The sequence below is a fragment of the Neoehrlichia mikurensis genome, assembly GCF_019186785.1.
GTDB lineage: Bacteria > Pseudomonadota > Alphaproteobacteria > Rickettsiales > Anaplasmataceae > Neoehrlichia > Neoehrlichia mikurensis.
In genome coordinates this window covers 888448-912796 of the sequence record NZ_CP066557.1, presented here as the reverse complement: position 1 = coordinate 912796, position 24349 = coordinate 888448, and the positions used below count along the sequence as shown (strand labels likewise).

Below are 24349 nucleotides of genomic sequence, written 5' to 3'. Positions count from 1 at the left end.
AATTTTATATGTTAAGATACTTATTAATTAAATAATTTTTATAAAAATCCACATTTAACGATTGCTTTGTGATTTTTTGCAGTAATACCATACTACTGTATTTAGCACCATAAGAATATAAATTCTTATTGAGCCACATAAAGAAATTTTGAAAATTCCCTTTAGAAATCTCTTCAAAAGTTTCTGCATCACTTTTTTTAATAGTATCAAAAATTTGCGCAGCAACAATAGCAGATATTGCCATACAAGGCACATAACCAAATAATCCACTTACCCAATAACCATCCTGCATTAACTGTTCAAAATCATTATCCGAAGTAAGATTGAAATAATACTTTATACCCTGCGACCAAGCATCAGGTAAGTCTTTTACTTGCAAATCATCATTTATCATTTCCTTTTCCAAGGTATACCTTAACATTATGTGCGCGAGAAAAGTTACTTCATCAGATCCATTAAATAATGCACTAGATTGAATCTTAGTAAAATATGAATATATATTTTCATATGTACTAACCTTTCCGCGTAATGATAAAAACTTTTTCACATTAGAAGTTATATAATTAATAAAATTTTTATCATGCATTAAATGATATGACATCAACATTCCTTGAGCTTCATACATAATACTTCCTGAACACATACCTACTAATTGATTAGTCCACTGCTTTGGAAAATTTAACTCATATAAAAAATACCCAACATTTCTCAATAAATTTTCAATTCCGTATTTATAATTAGTCTCATCATAATCAATAGTAAATTTATATCCTGCCTTAATAATACAACCACTATACAACTTATTAAAAAAGGTATCACTTTGAATTTTAAATAAAGACAAACAATAATCTCCTAAAGCCTTTTGTTTTTCTTTATCAACATTTTTTGCATAATATACTTTAGAATGACTTTGCTTTTCAACAGCTTCATGCACAAACTGACGCAAAAATGCACCAATATCAGTCAATACTTCATCTATTTTTTTTTCATTTAGATCAGTATCATACATATTTAATAGAGCATCATATTTATTGTTAATTTTTAAATTTGTTGACTTGATACTAGCTACTTCAGATACTAACTTTATCACCTCTGATAAATTATTCATCACGCTTTGTAAAGTTCCGCTTTTTATACGAAACAATTCCCATTGTTGTATACAATTTATTCTTGCCTTTGATAAATCTTTTATTAAATTGACAGGTATATTCCTGCTGTGCTGATATACTCTATGTATATGATTTAAGTTAGCAATTTCCCAGTCATTAAGATTTTTTTTATCATTCAAGGAATAACTAATCATCTCATCTATCATGTCATCTGCAATAATTTCTTGTCTGATTTCTTGAAGGGTATTAATACGATCTATCTTGTTCTCAATATCCAACTTACTACAGTATAATAATCTTACAATATCATCAATAATATTAATTTTACTAAAAACCTGCTCTAAAAACTTATAATGCTTCATAAACAATACAATCCATAAAAATACTTTTCATGCCTTTGATATAAAATACATATTTTTAATATTCATATAATATGCATACAGACCTACTACAATAAATAAATAAATAAATAAATACACCAGTATATATATTATCTTAATTACAATAAATCATTATGAAAGTAATGTCATAAAAATTATTTCTTACTATCAATAACTGCAATACTAAATTGTATTAATAATCAATGTTTTTATCAATGAACTAAGTTTAAAAAATATATTTCTTATTCCCTAGAATCATTCATAAGATACTCTAAAGTGCTATATCTAATAAAATCATCAAAAGCTACATTTTTCATCGCATTATAATACATAATTAAATAAAGAACCATAAATAATTATTATACTAAACAACAATATAACTAATTAATAATAACAAAATTCAGACTTTGAACAAAATGTGAATTACATTATTTATTTAGAATAACGTTAATATAAATTTGATTTACGACTATCACTATCTTAAAAAAATCCTTTTTTAATATAAAATAAATAAAAATTACTTAATAGCTGGATAATAGCTATATTATTATAAAGAAATTAGTAAAAAAAAACTTGACTTAATGCTATTTTAAGTAATGATATTATTCATTAAATTAGCTTTTTATGTTTCAGATTATTATGTAGGAGTTTTTATATGCGGAAGTACAAGCCTATTATTTATTTTTTAATACTATCTTTTTTAATGACCAGCTGTACAAGTTTACCTAAGGATAAAATTCAAGTAAATGCTGATAAGATTTTTTTTAATGCTAAAAATATCGAAAAGGTATATTTCGATTATAACAAATCAGAATTAAGAGAAACTGATAAGGTTATACTATCAAAAGTAGTACAAACACTAAAAGGTGATCCTAATACTACTATTCTTATTGTTGGACATACAGACATAAGAGGTACTGAAGAGTATAACATGGCTTTAGGAGAAAGAAGAGCAAACGCAGTTAAAAAATTCCTTGTAAATTGTGATAAGTCATTGGATAAAAAAATTACTGTACAATCTAAAGGAAAAAATGAACCTGACGTCTTAGTATATTCTGAAGATAATAAGGAAGCTGAAAAGGCTCATTCAAAAAACCGTAGGGCTGTTATTATGCTTGAAGATTCTTCAGCTAATTAGTAATCCCACTGTAGAGAAATAATGGCTGGACTTATTGGTCTGGCCTCTTGTACTAAAGGATGTTTTTTGTTTTCTATAAGCATTTGTAATCGTGTTTGCATTTTCTTTATATTTTCTGAAGATTACTTAATTATATAGTTTCTATACAATAATCTTTATGTAGATATGGTTTAATTTTGTAGGCAGTTGAATTTCCTAATAAGTTAATTAAATCCTTAGTAGAGCATTGATTGCATGGTTCCTGTACTCCTGTACATTATATACTTAATAAAATTAAGTAATCACAAAATGCTTAAAATTAATAATATTTATATTCTAAATTATCATAACGTACTTAATTATATGTTATATAAAATAGATATAAATAAAACCATATATACTAATTATAAGCTTTTATAAACATAAATTTTTGCCTTTTCATAACATAATATCAGGATATTTTATAGTATATACACAGAAATTTTTGTTAAAGAAAGCAACCTTTCTTATCATAACTTAATACATATACTAATTATAGTAAACTAATCTCTTTTTAAATTATTGACATCATTTCTTTATTTTGTTAGCTTAGCTTGGGTTTTTACATAATAGCACATAATGAAAAATATTGTAGTTATAGGTTTACAGTGGGGAGATGAGGGAAAAGGTAAAATAGTAGACTGGTTATCAAAAAATGCAGATGCTGTTATTAGGTTTCAAGGAGGAAATAATGCAGGCCATACCATTATTTTCAACAATAAAATATATAAGTTAAATTCTTTACCTTCGTCCATTCTATATAGTAATAAACTATCAATTATAGGTAATGGTGCAACTATAGATCCTTATGCTTTCATAAAAGAAATTAATACACTAAAAAGTATTAATACTGAAATCAGCAATAAAAATCTAATTGTGTCAGAGTTGTGTCCTATAGTAACTAGCATTCATCGAGAAGCAGATGCTATTTTTGAAGAAATGAGAGGAAATAATGTAATAGGCACTACACACAAAGGAATAGGGCCATGTTACGAAGATAAAGTTGGTCGTAGAGCAATAAGGCTATGCGATCTTTTAGATCAAGAATCATTATATAATAAAGTATCACATATGCTTTCTTATCATAACATATTTAGAAAAGCAGCAAATAAACCTGTATTATCTGTAAGCAAGATTGTACAAGAACTTGTAGATATTGCTCCTCACATCACTCCTTTTATGCGCCCTGTATGGAGAATAGTAAATAACTTAATAGAAAACAATAAAACAATTATTTTTGAAGGAGCACAAGGTACCCTATTAGATATTGATCATGGAACTTATCCATATGTTACATCAAGCAATACTTTAGCATCACAAGTCTATGCGGGATGTGGAATAGGTATATCAAATAAATTATATGTTTTAGGTTTAGCAAAAGCATACACAACTAGAGTAGGAAATGGTCCATTTTTTACTGAGCAAAACAATACCATAGGAGATATAATGTTTCAAAAAGGTAATGAAATAGGTACTGTTAGCAACAGGCGACGTAGATGTGGATGGTTCGATGCTGTATTAACTCGTCAAGCCATAATATTGTCTGGAGTTTCTAGTTTAGCTATAACAAAGCTTGATGTGCTAGATCATATGGACACAATAAAGATATGTACTAAATATCAACATAATAGTACTTTTTATGATTACTTACCTGCATCACCACACATACAAAAAGAATTAAAACCTGTATATATAGAGCTACCAGGATGGCGCAGCACAACTTTTAGTGCTACTTCATATAATGATTTACCTACAAATGCTAAGCTCTATATACAAAAATTAGAAGAATTACTTCGTGTACCAATACATATAATATCAACAGGACCGGATAGAAATCATACAATTACATTAAATAACTTTTTAATAAATTAATTGTCATTGCTAACTATAAGATTCAATAAAATATCTAATACTTTTAAAACAGCATTATATATAACATACTATTATCTCATCACTAGTAACAATTATTAAACTGATGAATTGCTTAATCTTTGTAATTATACTGATCTTATCATATTAAAAATATAAGTTTTCCATCCTATTGCAAACATCATATTATTCCCATGAAAGGAAATATAGATTATCTGTCATTAGAAAATTTTTTTCAAATTATATTGAGTATTATAAGAATTGGTGTTTTTTAATATTTATTATCACTCTTACAAATTATGTTCTACATAAGCTTAAATACATATTTAACTTAAATTTGATAATGTATGTTTTATATGTATACAAGATATCCTTCGTTATCACTTATTAATATAATCTTCGTAAATACTAACTGCTATTTTATGTACTTGTATAGGATATACAGCATTACTTCGTAATATAAAACTGCATGTAATCACAATATAATTTATATATACACTAGCACCCTAGTTATTAATTTTTGCAACATAAGTCATTTATAATAGCATTAAGAAATATACATATAAATTACTAAAGAACTTAATTTACCATCTACTAATTACATATGTAGTACATAATAATATAAACTTAATACAGTGCTTACATATTAATCTAACATATAAACTATAAATAATACCTTCGTTACCTTATATTACATAAACTATTACAAGTAATTTTATTGATATAGTTTCATAATATCAAGCACTTGTTGTAAGATTAACGCAGCAGACACTTTATCATCTATTTTTTGCGATTTTTTTCTACAAATTTTAGCTTCCTTAGCAATTCTAGTTGCCATGGCAGTAGTATATCTTTCATCATGTAAATATATATTTACTTTATACTTTTTGATAATTTTATTAACAAAACTAAGCACTTTCTCACACATTACACTTTCTTGTCCATTAAGTTGAATTGGAAATCCTACAATAAATGATCCAGCATTGTTACTACTAAATATATTATATAATACTCCTATATCTTTTCTAGTATTACACCTCTCATATACAATATATGGTATAGCTATTAGATTAGTTGCATCACTTAATGCAATACCAAATTTTCTTTCACCAAACATTTAAAAAAAAATCTTCAATATTTCTATATAGCATTACTGACACAATAAACATTTATCATATTCAAAATTAGTTATTTGCTTTTGATGCACTACAGATTTATGAAATATATTATGCGACACTTTATCAGCTCTTTGAATAGATTTAGATCTACAATAATATAAACTTTTTAAACCTTTTTTCCATGCTAAAAAATGTATTTTATGTAGATACCTTTTATGAACATTTGCAGGTAAAAAAAGATTCACTGATTGTGCTTGACATATATAAGGCGACCTATCACAAGTATGCTCTATAATCCAACGTTGATCAAGCTCATATGCAGTCTTAAAAACTAACTTTTCATCATCAGTTAAAAAATCAAGATGCTGAACAGAGCCTTCATTTGTTGAAATTGAAGACCATACCTGATCATTATTTTGCTGCTTAGACTCTAAAAGCATTTGTAAAAATTTATTACGTACAATAAAAGAGCCTGTTAAAGTCTTATGAGTAAATACATTCGCTGCATATGGTTCTATACCAGGAGATGTATTACCAGCAATAATTGAAATTGAAGCAGTAGGAGCAACAGATAGTTTATTTGTAAATCTTTCCATCATATTTGCATCTATAGCATCGGGACAAGGACCCTTCTCTAAAGCTAACTTATAGGAAACTTTATCAGCCTGACTCTTAATATGAGAAAATATTCTTTTGTTCCATATTGTTGCAGCAAAAGATTCAAATGGTATCATTTTACTTTGCAAAAATGAATGAAATCCCATTACTCCAACACCAATACTACGTTCACGCATTGCGGAATACTTTGCTCTTTCCATTCCTCGTGGCGCTTTTTCTATAAAATCAGTTAACACATTATCAAGAAACCGCATAACATCTTCAATAAAAAAGTTATTTCCTTGCCAAGATTCATAATATTCAAGATTTAATGATGCTAAACAACATATAGCAGTCCTTGATTGATTGAGATGATCATATCCTGTCGCAAGAGTAATTTCCGTACATAAATTAGACATCTTAATATTTAATCCTAACTTTTTATATATATCAGGTTTATTGTTATTTACTGCATCAATAAAGACTATATAAGGTTCTCCTGTCTCAACTCTATTAGTAAGAATTTTTATCCATAAGTCACGTGCTTTTACTGTGCAGATAATAGAATTGTCCTTAGGACTTAGTAAATTCCACGGTTCATCTTTTTCTACAGCTAACATAAAGTCATCCGATAAAGTAACTCCATGATGTATATTAAGGGCTTTTCTGTTAGGATCCCCCCCAGTAGGTTTCCTTATATCCAAAAACTCCTCTATTTCTGGATGACATGCAGGTAAATATACAGCAGAACTTCCTCTACGCAATGATCCTTGACTAATTGCTAGAGTTAACGCATTTTGAACAACAATAAAAGGAATTATACCTGAAGTTTTTCCACTACCTCTTACCTTTTCACCAATAGAACGCAAATTACCCCAATAACTTCCTATTCCTCCACCGCAAGATGCTAACCATACATTTTCATTCCATAAATCAACTATACCTTTTAAACTATCCTCAGTCTCATTTAAAAAACAAGAAATTGGCAGCCCTCTATTTGTACCACCATTACTCAATATTGGAGTTGCAGGCATAAACCATAATTTACTCATATAATCATATAATCTTTGCGCATGTTCATTTGTATCAGAATAATATTGAGCAATACGCACAAATAGCTGCTGATAATTTTCATTATCCAATAAATATCTATCGGAAAGCATAGCCTTGCCAAAATTTGTTAAATTATTATCACGACTATAATCAACAATAATCGATGTCATCTGCAAATACCTCTTGTAAGATTAGCATCTTATATACAATACACAAATTTTTTTATATAATAATATATATAGTATTTATATCTATAAATAAACACAATATATAGTATCAAATAAAAGATTAACAAATCATTAACTGTAATTTTTAATATACATATACATATTTCAATACTACCTGTACTATTCTAAAATTATCCAAAGCAAAGATCATACATCTTATGATAATAAAGCAGGTAAGGAAAATTATATTGTTGGCTATTAACAATAAACATAGTGTGACTCCCACGGGAGTCGAACCCGCGTTACCACCGTGAAAGGGTGGGGTCCTGGACCACTAGACGAAGGAGTCAAATTTTTATGTCATAGAAAATTATATTACTAATGTATCTGTAGTCAAACATTATTCTAATATAACTTCTTAAATTTTTTACATCTAGTAATTAAAACAGCTTTTATGTAATATACAATATCAAAAATTTTACTTATTACCATGAACACACATAATGAAACATTAAAATCAATACAATATTTCAGTAAGTTACTTAATCAAGAGTTAATTACAATTTTATCACCTATAACTAAACCTGAAAATATTTTACATAAAGCAATGTGCTATACTATTTTAAATCCAGGTAAATACATACGCCCATTTCTTGTAAATGCATCCGCAAAAATATTCAATGTAGATATAAAAAGAATATTACCAGTAAGTGCTATCATTGAAATAATCCATATTTATTCTTTAATACATGATGACTTACCATCCATGGACAATGCAAGTACAAGACGTGGTAAAAAAAGCTGTCATAAAAAGTTTGGCGAACATGTTGCTATACTCACTGGAGATGCTTTACTTACATTAGCATTTGAGCTAATATCTGATTTAAGAGAAAGTAACTATATAAAATGTAAAATGATAAAAGCTGTATCTCAAGCATGTGGCTATCAAGGAATGATCAATGGTCAATTATTAGATATAGTTAGTCCTATTACAGATCTATGTACAATACAAAAAATGCATGAACTAAAAACTTCTAAAATGTTTTCTGCTGCATGTGAATTAGGAGCAATACTAGGAAAAGCCTCAAAAAAAGAAACAGATTACCTAATCAATTATGGTAGAACCTTAGGTTGCGCTTTTCAGATTAAGGATGATATTAAAGACATACATCAAGATCATCAATTAAATAATATAGTGAACATAATAGGCATCGAAGAATCTGAAAATTACATGAATGATCTCTTTAATCAATCCATAGAGTACTTAAAACCTTTTACGCACAAAGCAAATCTCTTAAGTAATTTAGTTAAATTTATCCAAAAAATATGAAGAAGATAATTTACAGTCTAATATTTATAATCTTAGTGTTTTCAGTACTCGTATACATGTTACACTCATTATCAATTTTTTATTCACCATACTCTAATCCACAATCTAAAAAACCTTATGAAATTTTCCCTTCTGACAATAGTGTTACATATCAAATAGGATATAAGATTTTAAGACCAATAATTGAAGCTAGAATTGATTACTACATAAAGAAACATGGACTTGAGGAATATTTACATAAAATTAAATCTAAAATATACAAGAAAACAAATTTTACATTTTATGATATCAGACAAGGCAATGGAAAAATGGTTGTTTGCGGCCAGGATATATCAGTAATTATATATAAGATATCAAACACTACAACTACAAATATAGAAAATATTATTAATAATTTTCCTAATCCTGAAAATATAAGACTAGGAAGCCATAGTGTTCCAGAATTAAATTACGCCATTGATGGGATGCAAGAAAATGGTGAACGCATTGTTACAATCAATAGTGGAAAAAATCATGGCAATTACTACATTAAAGTCATTACAAATAAATCCAATAATATACAAGGTATTAAAAATTTATTAACTTTTAATAATGTAATAAAAAATTATAAAGGTACAGTCAATACAATCAGGTGTGGTGATACAGTATCAATAAAATATACTATAAGGAATTCTCATGGTACTCCAATATTGAATGATCTCAAAGCTCACTTCACAGTAGGAAAAGGACAGGTACCTCTTGCATTAGAGCTTAGTGTAATAAATATGACATCTGATCATACAAGATCTGCAATCATTCCCCCTGAATTACTAAAAGATTTTAAAAATCAAATAGATCTCAACAATATAAAAATCATTGATCTGCAAGTTATAAATTAACAAATAAAATTTATAACAATTTCACTGACATTAAAGCTGAATATTAAATCCATCCTCAATTTATATTTAATATTTATTAATATGTATTGCAGGATAATTTACTTGATCTTTTTGTAATAATTGTATAACTTCCTCTACTAAAGCCGGAGCAAGCAAATAACCATATCTATACAATCCATTCACTCTAATAATATGATCCTGAGTATATATTTTAGGAACATTATCAGGAAATGCTGGCCTGCAATTACTCATCATTTTAATAATTCTTGCTTCTGCAAACCCTCTATGTAAAGAATATGCAGCAGATAATAATTCTAGTGTCGATTGTACTGAAGGTAAAGACTTATCTTCACTTTCTATTTCACTTGCACCAACTACAAATCTATAATTAGGTCTTGGAACAACATAAATACTATATCTTGGATGTAACATTTTTATAGGACGACTAAATTTCACCTGTGGCGCATTTAATAAAATTATTTCTCCTCTTACTCCTCTTAAATTAAGTATATCGTATTTAGCTCCTAATCCCCTACAATCAATAACTACATCAAAATTGTACTCTTGTTCACCTATGACTATAGTTTTAGAATACATTTTATCTACATTAACTTTTTCCCACCAAGCAACTCCTAATTGTAATAAAGTCAACTCTAGATTAGAAAACAGTTGAGTATTATCAATATTACCTTCACCAGACAAATACATTCCATGACAAAATAATAATTCTGGTTCAAGCTCTTGTATAATCTTACTATTAGTAACACAAACATTATCGAACAATTCCGCTAGCTTCTTTCGCATAAAAAGTTGTAATCTTTCTAATTCTGGCAAATCACTACTATGAGATACAACAATGCTACCTAATACTTGAAAATGTGTATACCTCGATAAACTATTAAGAATTTTTGGCCATAATGTCATTGATTGCAATCCTAACTCAAAAACAATAGGATCCATATTGTCAATTTCAGAGTATAAAGATAACATACCCCCTGCAATTAACCCACAACTTTTCCTACCACGCCTATCATCTTTATCAAACAATGATACATGCCACCCATCCTTTGCTAATCTCAAAGCTAGCATCCTACCAATTAACCCAGCACCTGCTATTCCTACTGTTTTTACCATACTTAATTAACATCATTGCTCATAAAAACCAGCATCTTACCAATTAATTCAGTACTTATTATTCATACTGTTTACTATATCTATAATTAATATATAATAATATTATAATTTTACGCTATATAATTCTTCTATTATGTTCATAATCACTATAAGATGATAATTGTTATTTTCAACAATTTTACATTGCTATTCCTATAATTTACTATACTTAAATATAAAAATTATCTATATAATTTCCAGAAGGGCTTTTTACCATTTTACCACAACAGATTAAATCTTAATTATCCTACAGCAAATTTCTTATAAAATAACAATACAGTCTATAAAATATTATACTTTGATGTATAATCCTTAAATTTTCCTTTTTCAGGCTCAAAAAAAAGCTTTACATTCCCTATAGGTCCATTTCTCTGTTTAGAAACTAAAACATCTGCTACATTAGCAATTGTATTCATTTTTGATTGCCATTCTGCATGCTTTGATGTTCCCTCAGCTGGCTGTTTTCTAATTTCATAATATTCTTCTCTATATAAAAACATGACAATATCCGCATCTTGTTCTATACTACCAGAATCCCGTAAATCTGATAATTGAGGCTTTTTATCATCACGTTGTTCAACAACTCTTGATAACTGAGAAAGAGCGATCACAGGTAACTTCAATTCCTTTGCTATAGCCTTTAATCCCTGTGTAACCTCAGAAACTTCTTGTACTCTATTTTCACCACTACGTTTAGTGGTACCTTTAATTAACTGCAGATAATCTACAAATACAGCCCCTAAATTATGTAACTGATGCATTCTCCTAATACGTGTTCTTAATCCACTAATTGACAACATAGAAACATCATCTATAATAAGTGGTAAGTCACATATTCGTGTACTAGCATCTAATATTTTTCTCATATCATCATTGCTAATTCTTCCAGTTAAAGCTTTATAAGAGCTTACCTCAGATTCAATTGATATAATTCTAGAAGTGAGCTGCTCAGCTGACATTTCTAAAGAAAAGAACCCTATACTTTTATCATTTCCTTTTAATATTTTACATGCATTCAATGCCATATTTAATGCTAATGCTGTCTTACCCATTGAAGGACGTGCAGCTAAAACTAATAAATCTGATTTTTGAAGTCCACTTAATAATTGATCTAAATCCTGAAATCCAACAGATATCCCTTGTAGTACGCCACTATTATTTTTTGCAAACTCTATCTTTTTTGTAATATTCTCTAATAAAGATGGCATAGTATGACAACTATTATCAATTTTCCCCTGACTGCTTAATAAAAATAAAGTTTGCATAGCATCTTCCAATTGTTGGATAGCAGTATTATCAGAATCATAATTGTATGCTCTTTCAACAACACCTTGCCCAAAACTAATAAGGCACCTTCTTAAGTAGGCATCCAAAATGACCTTCGCTATACTTTTTATATCAAAAATAATACTAGCTTTTGCTGCTATTTTAGCTAAATATTCTACTCCTCCACATTCTACTAATGCTTTATCATTATCAAAAAACATTTTTAAACTTATTTCATTTGCAACCAATCCGCGCTTACTCACTTTAATAATTTGTTCAAAAATACGCTTATGCAAAGGATCAAAAAATATATCAGGCGTTATTATATCTTCAATAGCATCACAAATTCTATTATCTCTTAACATTGCTCCTATAAGCATTTGCTCTGCTTCAATATTACAAGGTAATTCGGAAATCGAAGTAAAACTCTTACTATCTTTTAATTTTAACACATCAGTATTTTTAACAAAATAAGCATTGGCTATAACATTTTATCAGGATAACAATAATTATGTTAAAATTCAATACGTTTATCATAATACTGATAAACTTTCTCAAAATAATAACACTATTCACAATTATTATATAAATTTTTATATTTTTTAATATAAACTATACATATCACGCCATATAAAAAATATACAAAATATAAAGCTAATAACTATTTTTAAAGTATTAAACTATAAATAATGACTTAGTAGAATAATAAAACATATGCTAACACAATGTAGTAAAGTACTTAATGCTTTTTAAAAACAAATACTTTACAGTATCTCAATTTAAAAAACGCAAACTCTTATAACACTCCAATATTATTTAAAAAAATTTCTAATACTACACACAAAAAGTATACATTAAAGAATTACATGAATATATTAGCATATACCATATATTAATAGCAATTTGTTACATTACACTTATCTAGATCTTCCCTTATATCTACCTTGTGCAAGCCCCTGCATCCTTATAAGCATTTGCCAAAATCCACTTTGGTTTTTATTATTAAATCTCATTCCCACAAGTCTTCTTAATTTTTCAGATATTACAAATTTTGTCCACTTACCTATTGGCTCAATAACTTCAACAATTTTCACATTATCTTTGTAAGATAACTCCATTAAATTTTTAGATACAAGTTGATTTTTAATAATTTCTTTTTGTTTCTTTTTAAGATAATCTCTATACCTTTCCTCATCTGTTAAACTTTTATCATCATAATAATCAGAAAATATATCTATAATATACTGATGTATATAATCTTTATATAATCTAAAAAGTACAATAAATGCTCCAAAAAATCCTATAATAATGGATAAATAAACAACTATTTTAAAACTCATAAAACTATTCCATATTATAACTATTTATTATATCATATTTCTAGTACAAAAGTAACTACTACAAGTCTTTTTCATTGTATTCTATGCAATAGAAAAATATGATATAATTAATTAAATAAATATGTCCTTAAAACATTGTTTGATTACACTTACATGAAATTAGCACTTAAAAAAGCAAAAGAAAATTTACAAAAACAAGAAATTCCCGTAGGTGCTGTAATAGTAATTAATAAACAAGTCATATCTTGCTGTAATAATTTAACAATACATAAAAATGATCCCACTGCCCATGCAGAAATTCTAGCAATTAGACATGCATGTTCTTTATTAGAAACAACTATGCTAAACAATTGTGATATGTACGTTACCCTTGAACCATGTGCTATGTGCTCACAAGCAATATCATTATCTAAAATACGTAGACTATATTTTGGAGCATATAATAAAAAATATGGCAGCATTGAAAATGGAGCAAGAATATTTCAATTTTGTCATTATGTACCAGAAATATATGGAGGATTTTTAGAAAAAGAAAACATAAAACTTTTAAAAGATTTTTTCATAAGATTAAGAAATTTATAACTAAACTCATTATTAAATAATAAGCTAATAAATGCTTATTTATAATCAATCTTAAAAGTTGATTTTTTAAAATAATTAGTTATGTCATAAATTTACAGTATATTACACTAGTTAATTAATAAGATTATAACAAAGTTTTTAGTCAAAAAAGTTATCTATTAACAATAAAAAATACTCAAGATATAACCCAAAATAAAAATTACTTATATTATATCTATTAAAAACACAGACTTAAAAGTACTAATTATATTATTTATTTTTGAAATATATTAATATATTTCACAAGTCAGATTTTACTACTGCTACTAAAATTATCATACATTTATAAATCTAACTATCATGTAGAATAAACTCTCTACTTGATCAATACTAAAGATATATAATTAAACAACAATCTCACCTAATAAATACTTTTAGTCTAATACAATTAGACAAACTTAAGCATTATAACTATTACTATAAATTTTTGCTATAATATATAGAGCATATTTTGATATTTAAAACATACTCATTTACTGATAAATTACCTAGCTATTAAGTATGACTTGATAAATATTTTATACATGTTTATTATGACTAAATCAAAATGGTATATTTTTAAGGTAAATTTACTTATATATATTTATCTTAAAATTAGTAATACTAACTTATACTCATCAGCACAAATAAGCTACAAACGTATTAAGCATGCTCCCCAAGTAAGCCCACCACCAATTGTTGCTAATAATATAAGACTGCCTAATTTTAATCTACCAGAATTCTTAGCATCATATAAAGCAAGAGGTATTGATGCAGCAGAAGTATTTGCATGCTTATCTATACTCATAACTATTTTCTCATGTGAAATACCCAACTTTTTTGCAACTAAGTCAATAATTCTTGCATTAGCTTGATGCGGTATAAATAGATCAATTTCATCAATACAAATAGAGTTATAAAATAGTATATCAGAAATAATGGAAATTAACTTCTCAATTGCATGTTCAAATACCATAGTACCTTTCATCTGAATAATACCTGCTGTTCCAGTAGAAGCAACACCTCCATTAGTAAACAACAAATCATTTAATGTACCATCTGAACGTAATAAAGTTGAAATAATACCTGTATTTACATTACCACAATCATTAATTACAATAGCACCTGCTCCATCACCAAATAATATGCATGTTGATCTATCTTTCCAATCAACAATTTTTGACATAGTTTCTGCTCCTATAATTAAAGCTGTTTTTACTTGACCAGATTTTATAAAATTATCAGCAACAGAAATCGCATATACAAATCCTGAACATACAGCTTGGATATCAAAGGCAAAAGCATTCCTACATTGTAATTGTGATTGTACTAACGTGGCACAGCTAGGAAAAGTCTTATCTGGAGTAGTTGTAGCAACAATTATAAGATCAACATCACTTTCAGCAATACATGCATCTAATAATGCATCCTTTGCAGCCAGCACTGCCATATCAGATGTCGTCTCCCCATCTTGAACTATACGCCTTTCTTTAATACCTGTTCTCCTTACAATCCACTCATCATTAGTATCAACAAATAACGCAACATCAGAATTAGTTAAAACTTTCTTAGGCAAATAAGCACCTATTCCTAATAGCGCAGACTTTTTCATTTATTCAACACTATTTAATTCACTTGCAATTTTCACATTAATATTATTATAAATTGCATTCACAGCAACTCTGATAGCATGAGCAAATGCTATACTATCAGCATTACCATGACTTTTTACTATAACCCCGTTTAATCCTAATAACATTGCTCCATTACGAATTTTTGGATTAAATCGATAAAACTCTTTTTTTAATTGAAATTTAAGTAATAACCCTGCAAATCTAGTAGCTAAAGAATAATCTATTGACTTTTTTAGTAAAGTAAAAATATTTTCTGATAGAGATTCCATGATTTTTAACATTACATTCCCAGAAAATCCATCTACTACTACAACATCTATGTCTCCTTTTAAGACATCGTTAGCCTCAACATATCCACAAAAATTTATACCAGATTCAAATTTTTTTAATAATGAAAATGCCTCCCTAATTGTATCTGTACCTTTTATTTCCTCATGTCCAACATTTAACAATGCTACTCTAGGATTTTTTCTATTAAGTACAGCTTTTGCGAAAGCATTACCCATTACCGCAAATTGAAATAACGAATCTGCATTACATTCAACATTAGCACCTAAATCTAACAACACAAAATCCTTATCAATAGAAGGAAGAGCTGTTGTTATTGCAGGTCTATCAATATTAGGCAGGGTACCCAAAATAAACCTTGATATTGCCATTAAGGCCCCAGTATTACCAGAAGAAATAGCTCCAGAAACAATTCCTTTTTTTACATCATCAATGGCACGCGCCATACTTGATTGCTTACGATGTCTAACAGCAAAAGAAGGTTTATCACTTGCCAACACCACATCTTCGACATGAATAAAAGTACTATTTTCCCTTAATTTTTTATATTTTAATAATATAGGCATTACCTTATCTTCTTGGCCATAAATACTAAAATGCACCTTATAATTATCAGAACAAATCAAACTCGACAAAGCAAAGTCTGCCCCTTTAATTATTGATTCAGGAGCAAAATCTCCCCCCATGGCATCTAATGCAATTGGTATGTTTATCACAATCTCTCTTTATTTATTAACTATTATTATCAACTTGAACAACCTGTCTATTGTTATAATATCCACCTAAACATATATGATGAGATAACTTATATTCACCTGTAGTATTATCAACTACTACATTAGGAACAACCAACCTTAAATGAGAACGATGCATATTACGACGTGACTTTGATTTTTTTCTTTTAGGAACAGCCACAGTATAACTCCTTAATAACAAATAATTTATTATCCTTTAAAAAACATGAATTAGCAATAAAACTTTTTAATATTTAAGATTACCTGTAACCTCCACTTCTTATATTTATATGCTAAACTCACGTAATAAAATCCAATAATCTAGTACATTTATTTCTTAATTATTTATATTAATTGTATAAAAATAAAAAATGCTTTTACTCACTATATTACACAGAGTAACAACTACCTACAAATTTTCTTGTCAATCCACTATAATTAACATCTAAAAAATTTTTCCATTTTTACCAACAAAACTTTACTAGATGTATTGCACTTAATATATCTTTAGCAGTCTACATTTTACCAATCGTATAATCATCATAATTTTCGATTTCTTATGCATAATAAGCTATATATAATGTTAAATATAACTTTTACATTAACATAATAGAGCATTTAAACAAAAAATATTAGTATATTTTGCATTAAATATGTAGATCTTTATTCATAAAAAATCTAGACACTATCATAATATTTGATATGTATTTAACAATTTACAGTGCATACTAAATACATGTATAAAAACTTCAGTTTTACGATTTCTTATAAACTAGCTAACTCCAGAGTAGGAATCATTAATACTCCACATGGTCAAGTACATACCCCTGCATTTATATTTTGCGCAACAAAAGCTGCTATAAAATCTCTTGATATTAAAACAGTAAGTGAGTGTAATACACAAATTATATTATCAAATACTTATCATTTGATGCTTCAGCCTGGTGAAAACACTATACAAAAATTAGGAGGATTACATAAAATCTTAGGGTGGAATAACCCAATACTTACAGATTCTGGAGGATATCAAATATTTAGTTTAGGATACGGTTCAATATCAGATGAAATTAAAGGTAAACGATATAACAAAAGGCCTAAAACTTTACTAGAAATCAATGAAACTGGCGCCATCTTTAAGTCCTATATTAATGGACAAAAATACTGCCTCACACCAGAAAAATCCATAAATATTCAAGAAAAGTTAGGAGCAGATTTAATAGTAGTATTAGACGAATGTACACCATTTAATATTGATTATGAGTATACAAAACAATCAATGCATATGAGTAACAGGTGGGCTATTAGATCTCTTGAAGAATTTAAAAAAAATTATCATGGCACTCAAGCATTATACGGTGTAATACAGGGAGGTATATATCAAGATCTAAGGAAAATAAGCTGTGACTTTATAAATAATATGTCATTTTTTGGTCATGCTATTGGTGGTTCTCTAGGAGCATGTAAGCAACAGATGTACGATACAGTATCTTCCACAATAGAACATCTAAATAAAAATAAACCTATACACTTATTAGGTATTGGAAATATTGATGACATATTTCAAGGAGTAAAGTATGGGGTTGATACTTTTGATTGTGTTCACCCAACAAGAATTGCAAGACATGGAGCAGCGCTAGTTAAAGTAAAAAATAGATATGAAAAGACAAAACATAAAGAACATATAAATCTCTATAATGCAAGATTTCAAGAAGATACATCTCCTATAGAACCAGATTGTTTATGCTTTACATGTATTAATCATTCTAAGGGATATATACATCATCTTTTGAAAGCACAAGAATTATTAGCATATAGCTTAATTACCATACATAATATTCATTTTATGAATAATTTAATGCAAAGCATTAGAAATGCTATAATCAATAACACACTTGAGCAAGAAAAGAACAATTGGGTCTATGAATAGGTATTCAATTAAGATAAAGCACTGTAAAAAATTACAAATTATAAACAATCTCCCATTTATGTATATCTTAAGCAAGATTATTAAAATATATGCTGCATAGCAAATATCATTAATTTTTAGAGTTTTAATAATATGAAATATTAAGATTCTGACTAATAATGTAACTAAATGCAAATCATAATTTATGTAATATAATGTTTTGAAATAATTGTATAATACTATTTATAAACACTCAAAAATGCAAAATATACTAATATTTTTTGTTTAAATGCTCTATAATTAAAAATATTTATATTGCATGTTACCTGTAGATAATTTTATTTTTTATACTTTATTCATAAAATTTAATAATATATCAATAATACTTCAGTACAATTAGCTGATATAGTTATCTTTTAATTAATAAGTCTAATTCAATATATTGCCTATCTAAAATGACTTTACTACAGGCTTATACTTACACTTTATTATAGTACAAAACAGCTTTTCAAAGATTATCTTTTTAGTAAGATAAAAATTAATATAAAAAAGGTTATACTAATATTTCACTAATAATCCAGTAAATGAATCTCTAAAATTGTAAAAAAATGATATATAATTAATTACATATACTACTTACCTTATCACTATCATAAGTTCATTGACTAAAATAACTTTTATCAATTCTATACATTAGCATTCACACATTAATTACTTTAAGTACTTTTTTACGTATTAGAATACTAATAACTTCATGATTACAAAGAGTTATAAACTTAAAACATTCAGAGAAATGTTGCTATTTTTATTTTTTTATCCTAGATGTTTTTATACTCTACATATGAAAAATAATTTGTGAATAAATGTTTTCCCTATTTCTAATATTTATAATCTACTTTACATGATAGTCAATAAATATCGATAACTCTTATTCTATAAAGGCACACTATTACCATATTAAAATTAGACAATAACTTAAAAACTTTTTTTTTATTTTCACACTAACTTACTAAGAGACATTTAACATCAATGTTTATTTACATTAAACCTATTTATATATAGTTCATAAATTATCAAAAGATGCTTTGCAAAGATTATTTCTCTTTTTAGCATACTTTCTATATTATACAGATAACCACATTACAATAAATTAAATATTACAAATTATCGAGAATATATTTTTTTGCTTCTAAAGATTGAGGATTATTAAATATTTCTTCTGTTTTATTATACTCAATAATTTTACCATTATAGAAAAACGCTACCCTATCAGAAATTTTACGTGCTTGTTTCATTGAATGTGTAACAATAACAATTGTAAAATTTTTTTTCAGTTCTTTTATTAAACTCTCTATAACACCTATAGCAACAGGATCAAGAGCAGAACATGGCTCATCCATTAATAACATGGTAGGCTTTACAGCAATAGCACGTGCAATACACAAACGTTGCTGTTGTCCACCTGACAACTGACAAGCATTATCTTTTAATCTGTCATACAATTCTTCCCATAATCCTACACTTTTTAAACTTTTTTCTACAATTTCATCTAATTTCTTCTTATTTTTTACTAACCTATGAAGTTTTGGCCCATATGCAATATTATCATATATAGACTTTGGAAAAGGATTTGGCTTTTGAAATACCATACCAACTTTAGCTCTAAGCAATACAACATTAGTATCACAAGAATATACATCCATGCTATCTACATCCATAGAACCAGTAATTCTACACCCTTGAATAAAGTCATTCATACGATTAAAACATCTTAAAAAAGTAGATTTACCACATCCAGAAGGACCTATTAAAGCTGTAACTTCTTTTTTATATACATCTAAATTTACATTAAATAAAATCTGCTTATTATCGTACCATAAATCTAAATTTTTTGCCGAAGCATGAATTTTACACATTGATATCTTGCCTAATTTAATTTTACTTCACCAGTATTATCTACAATATAACTTTATAATACATCTAACATTGAGTATATACCTACTGGCTGATTCACTATCCACAAAGCCGCCTTTACCGCCCCTTCACTAAAAATATTTCTACTCATTGATCTGTGCTTCAATTCTACAAGCTCACCATCACCAATAAACATAATACTATGATCACCTATAGCACTTCCTCCTCTAGACACCGCAAACCCTATGCTATCATCTATTCTATTCTCTGTATAACCATTTACATATTGCTTCATTTTAAAGTCAGTTTTTAACCCTTTAGCTGCAGCTCTCCCCATCATAAGAGCAGTGCCTGACGGAGCATCTTTTTTACCTTTATGATGAAGTTCCCATATTTCTATATCATAACCTTTAAGAGCATCTGCCGCTTGTGCTATAAGTTTTATTAATAAATTTACTCCTACACTCATATTACCTGACCATAAAAATGGTATATCGCTCACATATTTATTAAAATCTAAATCATCTATGCCAGTAGTACCACTTACCATAGGTTTTTTTTTTCTGACTGCCACTTCTATACATTTAATCATATTATCACGATTAGTAAACTCAATTACAACATCAGAAATGTCAAAGATATCTTCTAAAGAATCTATAATATTAATACCATAACCACATCCTGTCACTTTACCCATATCAGCACCAACATATGGACTTCCTGCTCGCACCACTCCTCCACTTATTTCAACATTACCATTTTTTGCTAATTCATAAATAATAGCCTTACCCATCCTACCTAAACACCCAACAACTCCTACTTTAACAGTCATTACAACCTCATTTAAATTACTAGCATACAACAACACTAATTTTTATAGTAAATTATGATATTTCTCTATATTCAATTAATATATAATAATATATAAAACAACATATATTACACTACAATTGTAATTATACAATCAAGTAGTACTTACATCATTACTATAATACATTAAATAATATGCTATAAGCTGCTTTTTTTAATTAAATTACTCTAATAATATATAAACACTCTTCTTAACAAATACAGAAATTTTTTCTAATCTTATAATCAGCTAACAATTAAGTATATCTAACAAAAATCCACAACACTAATTTAATTAAATAATCTTTCCTATGAGAAAAGTTTTTTATTAATTTACTATTATCCTATAATACTTTTAACAAAGCTCTCTAAATAAAATAATCTTCTATAAAAACTCTACTAAGAACTTATATTTCTTTGGCATACAATTAATATATCTTTCGTAGTACTAATAGATAAGGCTTACAATATAATGAAGCTATACATACCCATATTCTTGTATTTATAAATCTTAATATAACGTTATAACAGTTTTTTTAGAATAATAACCATATATCATAATCTTTATTGCCTTAATTTAAAAGCTATACACAATCTTTTAAACGTTTTCTAATAAAAAAGAAATACTATATAAATTTTTTTCATTTATATGATTCTAGAAAAAAATACTACTACCAATATCTGACAAACAATAATTAAAATATTATCAAAATGATTTATTACATAATACACTATTAAAATATTGATATAATAACTACTTTTTTTACTTTATCATTGAAACACTTAGTATAATTACTTTTTTTTTATTCCACAACCATTCAGCCAATGCTAAAATTTTATAAATAAACCAAAAAAATATCTACTTAATATAAAGACAAATTAATCAAGTGATATATTTGCTTTGGGAAAATATTGCATCTATAATATTTACTATATATAAAGATTTTACAAATCTTTACCACTTACTTTATTTTGAGACAACTAATTTAAAATATATTTTTCAGCTATTCTAGAAGGTCATTTACTAAAATCTTAAAAAAATTATTATATTTTATGATTCTAGTGATAGTAGAAATACATATTACCATCAAATATACTTGTGTAAATTTTGCATCAATCTAATATATCTTAATATAAAGTTATAAAATAATAAAATAATTAACAAAATCCATATACCTTAAGTATGTAATCATACATATACACAAGCCCTATAATGTAAAATTAGGTAAAGCTGGTAGAAGTAAATAATTAGAAATTATACCTGCTGTTCATAGCGTTGCATTAACCCTATAGACAATCCTCATGCGGTAGGAAGGAAAGACTTCTGATCTATTTCAAAAACACTGACCTCCTATTAACCGATAACGCCCTTGATAATATAATAAAGGCTTATCATTAGTTAATTTTTGACAATTAATAACCTTGCCAACTATAATCTTATGGTCCCCTCCCTCATAAACATACTGAGTTGAACAATATATATATGATATAATACCATCAATAACTGGAATATTATTTATTATAATATATTGATAATCATTCCAATTATATAAATCCTTTTTTGCAAAAGCTTGCGATAATGTCTTTTGTTTCTCACTTAACACATTTACAATAAATTCTCGGCATTCATTAAATATTTTAAATCTTGAGGCAGTTTTCTCAACTGAAAACAGTATCATCGGTGGATTTAAAGATACAGAATTAAAAGAATTTACTGTTATACCATGCATATAACCACTATCATCTATCGTAGTCACTACAGTCACACCTGTGACAAATTCCCCGACACATAATTTAAAACTAGCATTAGAAACACTATTTAACTGCATTAATTTCACAAATTATAAACTATAATTATAATAATAACTTTAGCTTGCCAAAACAAATACCAAAAAATAAAAACATCCCAACATATATATTCATTTTAAACATATGTATACATTTTGCTGGATCGTCAAAATCTGATTTTTTATACTGATAATAGAAAATACCTATAATTATACACATTGCCAAATAAAATATATAATTTAATGATGATATAATGCCCATGCATACCCACATAGTTATAGCCATCATATAAAGTTTCCCGATATAAAATTTCGTATTTTCCCCAAACTTTAGAGCTGTAGATTTTATACAAAGCTTTGCATCATCTTTTTTGTCTTGATGCGCATAAATCGTATCGTATCCTATTGTCCAAAAAATACACCCTATATACAATAATACAGATTTAAAACTAAACCTATTCATTACCATAGCACATCCTATCAACACTCCACTATTTGCTACAAAACCAAGTATTACCTGTGGATACCAAAAATATCTTTTCCCCAAAGGATACAATATAATCATTATCATAAAAAAAAAGCTAACATAAAAAGTAAACATGTTAGTTAACAATAAAATAACACATGCTATCATTAATAATATAAATAAAGCTTTTATTGCTTGCATGACAGTAAGAGTACCATTTGCTAATGGTCTATCCTTTGTTCTTTCAACATGTAAATCTATCTTCCTATCAAAAATATCATTAATTATACAACCTGCCGACCTCATAACAAATGCACCTATTACACTTAGAATACAATAATATACACTATAGAGAAAACTATTAGATACCAAAACTATACTTGAACATGCAGGAAATAACATCAATAAAGCAATTTCTGCACTATGCAATCTTAAGAGTGAATAATATGCACGATAATCTATCATTTTTAGCTTATTTATCATCTTACCCTCCATATTAATGTATAGGCAATTAGTCTGCAGTTTTATATTACATAAAAGCAATATTATACACAAATAAACTAAATATCTTTAAAAACTATAATAAAATTACATATTTACCAATATATAATGCTATAATAGCATTTAGAATTACAAAAAATTTTATCAACCAAGTGTATAAGTATATCTATTAAATATCAAAATAATTATTAAACTAATTTAATAATTATCAATATATATCCTCTTTCATCTATT

The 24349-nt window shown here is 27.2% G+C and carries 18 protein-coding genes, 1 tRNA gene and 1 pseudogene; 6 read left to right on the top strand and 14 right to left on the bottom strand.

The window, feature by feature from the left end; translation table 11 throughout:
* Positions 1–4 precede the first annotated feature (4 nt).
* Entirely contained in the window at positions 5–1471 is a 1467-nt protein-coding gene (locus HL033_RS03705) for a gluzincin family metallopeptidase (RefSeq protein WP_218193945.1), read from the bottom strand.
* A 673-nt stretch (positions 1472–2144) separates the two neighbouring features.
* On the opposite strand from HL033_RS03705, the gene HL033_RS03700 reads away from it, so the two are divergent.
* Together HL033_RS03700 and HL033_RS03695 are read left to right on the top strand one after the other, a co-directional pair.
* Entirely contained in the window at positions 2145–2627 is a 483-nt protein-coding gene (locus tag HL033_RS03700) for an OmpA family protein (RefSeq protein WP_218193944.1), read from the top strand.
* A gap of 597 nt (positions 2628–3224) precedes the next feature.
* Positions 3225–4517: an adenylosuccinate synthase gene (locus tag HL033_RS03695; protein ID WP_218193943.1), complete on the top strand. Its 1293-nt coding sequence runs from the start codon at positions 3225–3227 to the stop codon at positions 4515–4517.
* A gap of 712 nt (positions 4518–5229) precedes the next feature.
* On the opposite strand, the pseudogene ruvX reads toward HL033_RS03695, so the two are convergent.
* The 3 genes and pseudogenes from ruvX to HL033_RS03675 all read right to left on the bottom strand — a co-directional run.
* A pseudogene (gene ruvX, locus HL033_RS03685) lies at positions 5230–5628 on the bottom strand (Holliday junction resolvase RuvX); the annotation flags it as partial.
* A 36-nt stretch (positions 5629–5664) separates the two neighbouring features.
* Complete coding sequence (locus HL033_RS03680) at positions 5665–7452, bottom strand: ribonucleoside-diphosphate reductase subunit alpha (protein ID WP_218193941.1); 1788 nt, start codon at positions 7450–7452, stop codon at positions 5665–5667.
* A 273-nt stretch (positions 7453–7725) separates the two neighbouring features.
* Positions 7726–7798, bottom strand: a tRNA-Glu gene (locus HL033_RS03675).
* Positions 7799–7939: 141 nt separating this feature from the next.
* Here HL033_RS03675 and HL033_RS03670 point away from each other — a divergent pair.
* Both HL033_RS03670 and HL033_RS03665 read left to right on the top strand, forming a co-directional pair.
* Positions 7940–8779 carry a polyprenyl synthetase family protein gene (locus tag HL033_RS03670; protein ID WP_218193940.1) on the top strand — a complete coding sequence of 280 codons (840 nt, stop codon included), beginning with the start codon at positions 7940–7942 and terminating at the stop codon, positions 8777–8779.
* Positions 8780–8835: 56 nt separating this feature from the next.
* A complete protein-coding gene (locus tag HL033_RS03665) occupies positions 8836–9657 on the top strand; it encodes an FKBP-type peptidyl-prolyl cis-trans isomerase (protein WP_218193939.1) in 822 nt (273 codons plus the stop codon).
* Positions 9658–9723: 66 nt separating this feature from the next.
* Here HL033_RS03665 and HL033_RS03660 read toward each other — a convergent pair whose 3' ends face one another.
* From HL033_RS03660 to HL033_RS03650, 3 genes are all read right to left on the bottom strand, one after another.
* Positions 9724–10791 carry an FAD-dependent oxidoreductase gene (locus tag HL033_RS03660; protein WP_218193938.1) on the bottom strand — a complete coding sequence of 356 codons (1068 nt, stop codon included), beginning with the start codon at positions 10789–10791 and terminating at the stop codon, positions 9724–9726.
* Between the two features lie 320 nt (positions 10792–11111).
* The gene (locus HL033_RS03655) at positions 11112–12548 is read right to left on the bottom strand and encodes a replicative DNA helicase (RefSeq protein WP_218193937.1); all 1437 of its coding nucleotides are present in this window, start codon (positions 12546–12548) and stop codon (positions 11112–11114) included.
* Positions 12549–13013: 465 nt separating this feature from the next.
* Entirely contained in the window at positions 13014–13436 is a 423-nt protein-coding gene (locus HL033_RS03650; protein WP_218193936.1) for a hypothetical protein, read from the bottom strand.
* 153 nt (positions 13437–13589) lie between these two features.
* Here HL033_RS03650 and HL033_RS03645 point away from each other — a divergent pair, with 153 nt between their 5' ends.
* Positions 13590–14018: a nucleoside deaminase gene (locus tag HL033_RS03645; RefSeq protein WP_218193935.1), complete on the top strand. Its 429-nt coding sequence runs from the start codon at positions 13590–13592 to the stop codon at positions 14016–14018.
* A gap of 670 nt (positions 14019–14688) precedes the next feature.
* On the opposite strand, the gene HL033_RS03640 is transcribed toward HL033_RS03645, so the two are convergent.
* The 3 genes from HL033_RS03640 to rpmF are packed head-to-tail and all read right to left on the bottom strand — an operon-like array spanning position 14689 to position 16873.
* Positions 14689–15648, bottom strand: coding sequence for a beta-ketoacyl-ACP synthase III (locus tag HL033_RS03640; RefSeq protein ID WP_218193934.1), 960 nt, complete (start codon positions 15646–15648; stop codon positions 14689–14691).
* Positions 15649–16644, bottom strand: coding sequence for a phosphate acyltransferase PlsX (gene plsX, locus HL033_RS03635; protein WP_410522110.1), 996 nt, complete (start codon positions 16642–16644; stop codon positions 15649–15651).
* A gap of 46 nt (positions 16645–16690) precedes the next feature.
* Positions 16691–16873 (bottom strand): 50S ribosomal protein L32, encoded by a 183-nt coding sequence (gene rpmF / locus HL033_RS03630; protein ID WP_218193932.1) that lies wholly within the window; start codon positions 16871–16873, stop codon positions 16691–16693.
* 555 nt (positions 16874–17428) lie between these two features.
* On the opposite strand from rpmF, the gene tgt reads away from it, so the two are divergent.
* Entirely contained in the window at positions 17429–18619 is a 1191-nt protein-coding gene (tgt, locus tag HL033_RS03625; protein ID WP_218193931.1) for a tRNA guanosine(34) transglycosylase Tgt, read from the top strand.
* A gap of 1136 nt (positions 18620–19755) precedes the next feature.
* On the opposite strand, the gene pstB is transcribed toward tgt, so the two are convergent.
* The 4 genes from pstB to HL033_RS03605 all read right to left on the bottom strand — a co-directional run bounded on the left by pstB (position 19756) and on the right by HL033_RS03605 (position 24076).
* Positions 19756–20514: a phosphate ABC transporter ATP-binding protein PstB gene (pstB, locus tag HL033_RS03620; protein WP_218193930.1), complete on the bottom strand. Its 759-nt coding sequence runs from the start codon at positions 20512–20514 to the stop codon at positions 19756–19758.
* A 53-nt stretch (positions 20515–20567) separates the two neighbouring features.
* Positions 20568–21344, bottom strand: a complete 777-nt coding sequence (gene dapB / locus HL033_RS03615) for a 4-hydroxy-tetrahydrodipicolinate reductase (protein ID WP_218193929.1) — start codon at positions 21342–21344, stop codon at positions 20568–20570.
* A 1351-nt stretch (positions 21345–22695) separates the two neighbouring features.
* The gene (locus tag HL033_RS03610; protein ID WP_218194523.1) at positions 22696–23190 is read right to left on the bottom strand and encodes a flavin reductase family protein; all 495 of its coding nucleotides are present in this window, start codon (positions 23188–23190) and stop codon (positions 22696–22698) included.
* Between the two features lie 25 nt (positions 23191–23215).
* Positions 23216–24076, bottom strand: a complete 861-nt coding sequence (locus tag HL033_RS03605) for a 4-hydroxybenzoate octaprenyltransferase (RefSeq protein ID WP_458693036.1) — start codon at positions 24074–24076, stop codon at positions 23216–23218.
* Between the last annotated feature and the right edge of the window lie 273 nt (positions 24077–24349).

What these genes read in the sequence shown, in the direction of transcription:
- HL033_RS03700 (WP_218193944.1), top strand. Translation starts at nt 2,145, where the DNA reads ATGCGGAAGTACAAGCCTATTATTTATTTTTTAATACTATCTTTTTTA.
- HL033_RS03670 (WP_218193940.1), top strand. Translation starts at nt 7,940, where the DNA reads ATGAACACACATAATGAAACATTAAAATCAATACAATATTTCAGTAAG.
- tgt (WP_218193931.1), top strand. Translation starts at nt 17,429, where the DNA reads ATGTATAAAAACTTCAGTTTTACGATTTCTTATAAACTAGCTAACTCC.
- HL033_RS03610 (WP_218194523.1), bottom strand. Translation starts at nt 23,190, where the DNA reads ATGCAGTTAAATAGTGTTTCTAATGCTAGTTTTAAATTATGTGTCGGG.
- plsX (WP_410522110.1), bottom strand. Translation starts at nt 16,644, where the DNA reads ATGGGGGGAGATTTTGCTCCTGAATCAATAATTAAAGGGGCAGACTTT.
- HL033_RS03680 (WP_218193941.1), bottom strand. Translation starts at nt 7,452, where the DNA reads ATGACATCGATTATTGTTGATTATAGTCGTGATAATAATTTAACAAAT.
- HL033_RS03695 (WP_218193943.1), top strand. Translation starts at nt 3,225, where the DNA reads ATGAAAAATATTGTAGTTATAGGTTTACAGTGGGGAGATGAGGGAAAA.
- HL033_RS03705 (WP_218193945.1), bottom strand. Translation starts at nt 1,471, where the DNA reads ATGAAGCATTATAAGTTTTTAGAGCAGGTTTTTAGTAAAATTAATATT.
- HL033_RS03650 (WP_218193936.1), bottom strand. Translation starts at nt 13,436, where the DNA reads ATGAGTTTTAAAATAGTTGTTTATTTATCCATTATTATAGGATTTTTT.
- dapB (WP_218193929.1), bottom strand. Translation starts at nt 21,344, where the DNA reads ATGACTGTTAAAGTAGGAGTTGTTGGGTGTTTAGGTAGGATGGGTAAG.
- HL033_RS03665 (WP_218193939.1), top strand. Translation starts at nt 8,836, where the DNA reads ATGTTACACTCATTATCAATTTTTTATTCACCATACTCTAATCCACAA.
- HL033_RS03640 (WP_218193934.1), bottom strand. Translation starts at nt 15,648, where the DNA reads ATGAAAAAGTCTGCGCTATTAGGAATAGGTGCTTATTTGCCTAAGAAA.
- HL033_RS03660 (WP_218193938.1), bottom strand. Translation starts at nt 10,791, where the DNA reads ATGGTAAAAACAGTAGGAATAGCAGGTGCTGGGTTAATTGGTAGGATG.
- HL033_RS03645 (WP_218193935.1), top strand. Translation starts at nt 13,590, where the DNA reads ATGAAATTAGCACTTAAAAAAGCAAAAGAAAATTTACAAAAACAAGAA.
- pstB (WP_218193930.1), bottom strand. Translation starts at nt 20,514, where the DNA reads ATGTGTAAAATTCATGCTTCGGCAAAAAATTTAGATTTATGGTACGAT.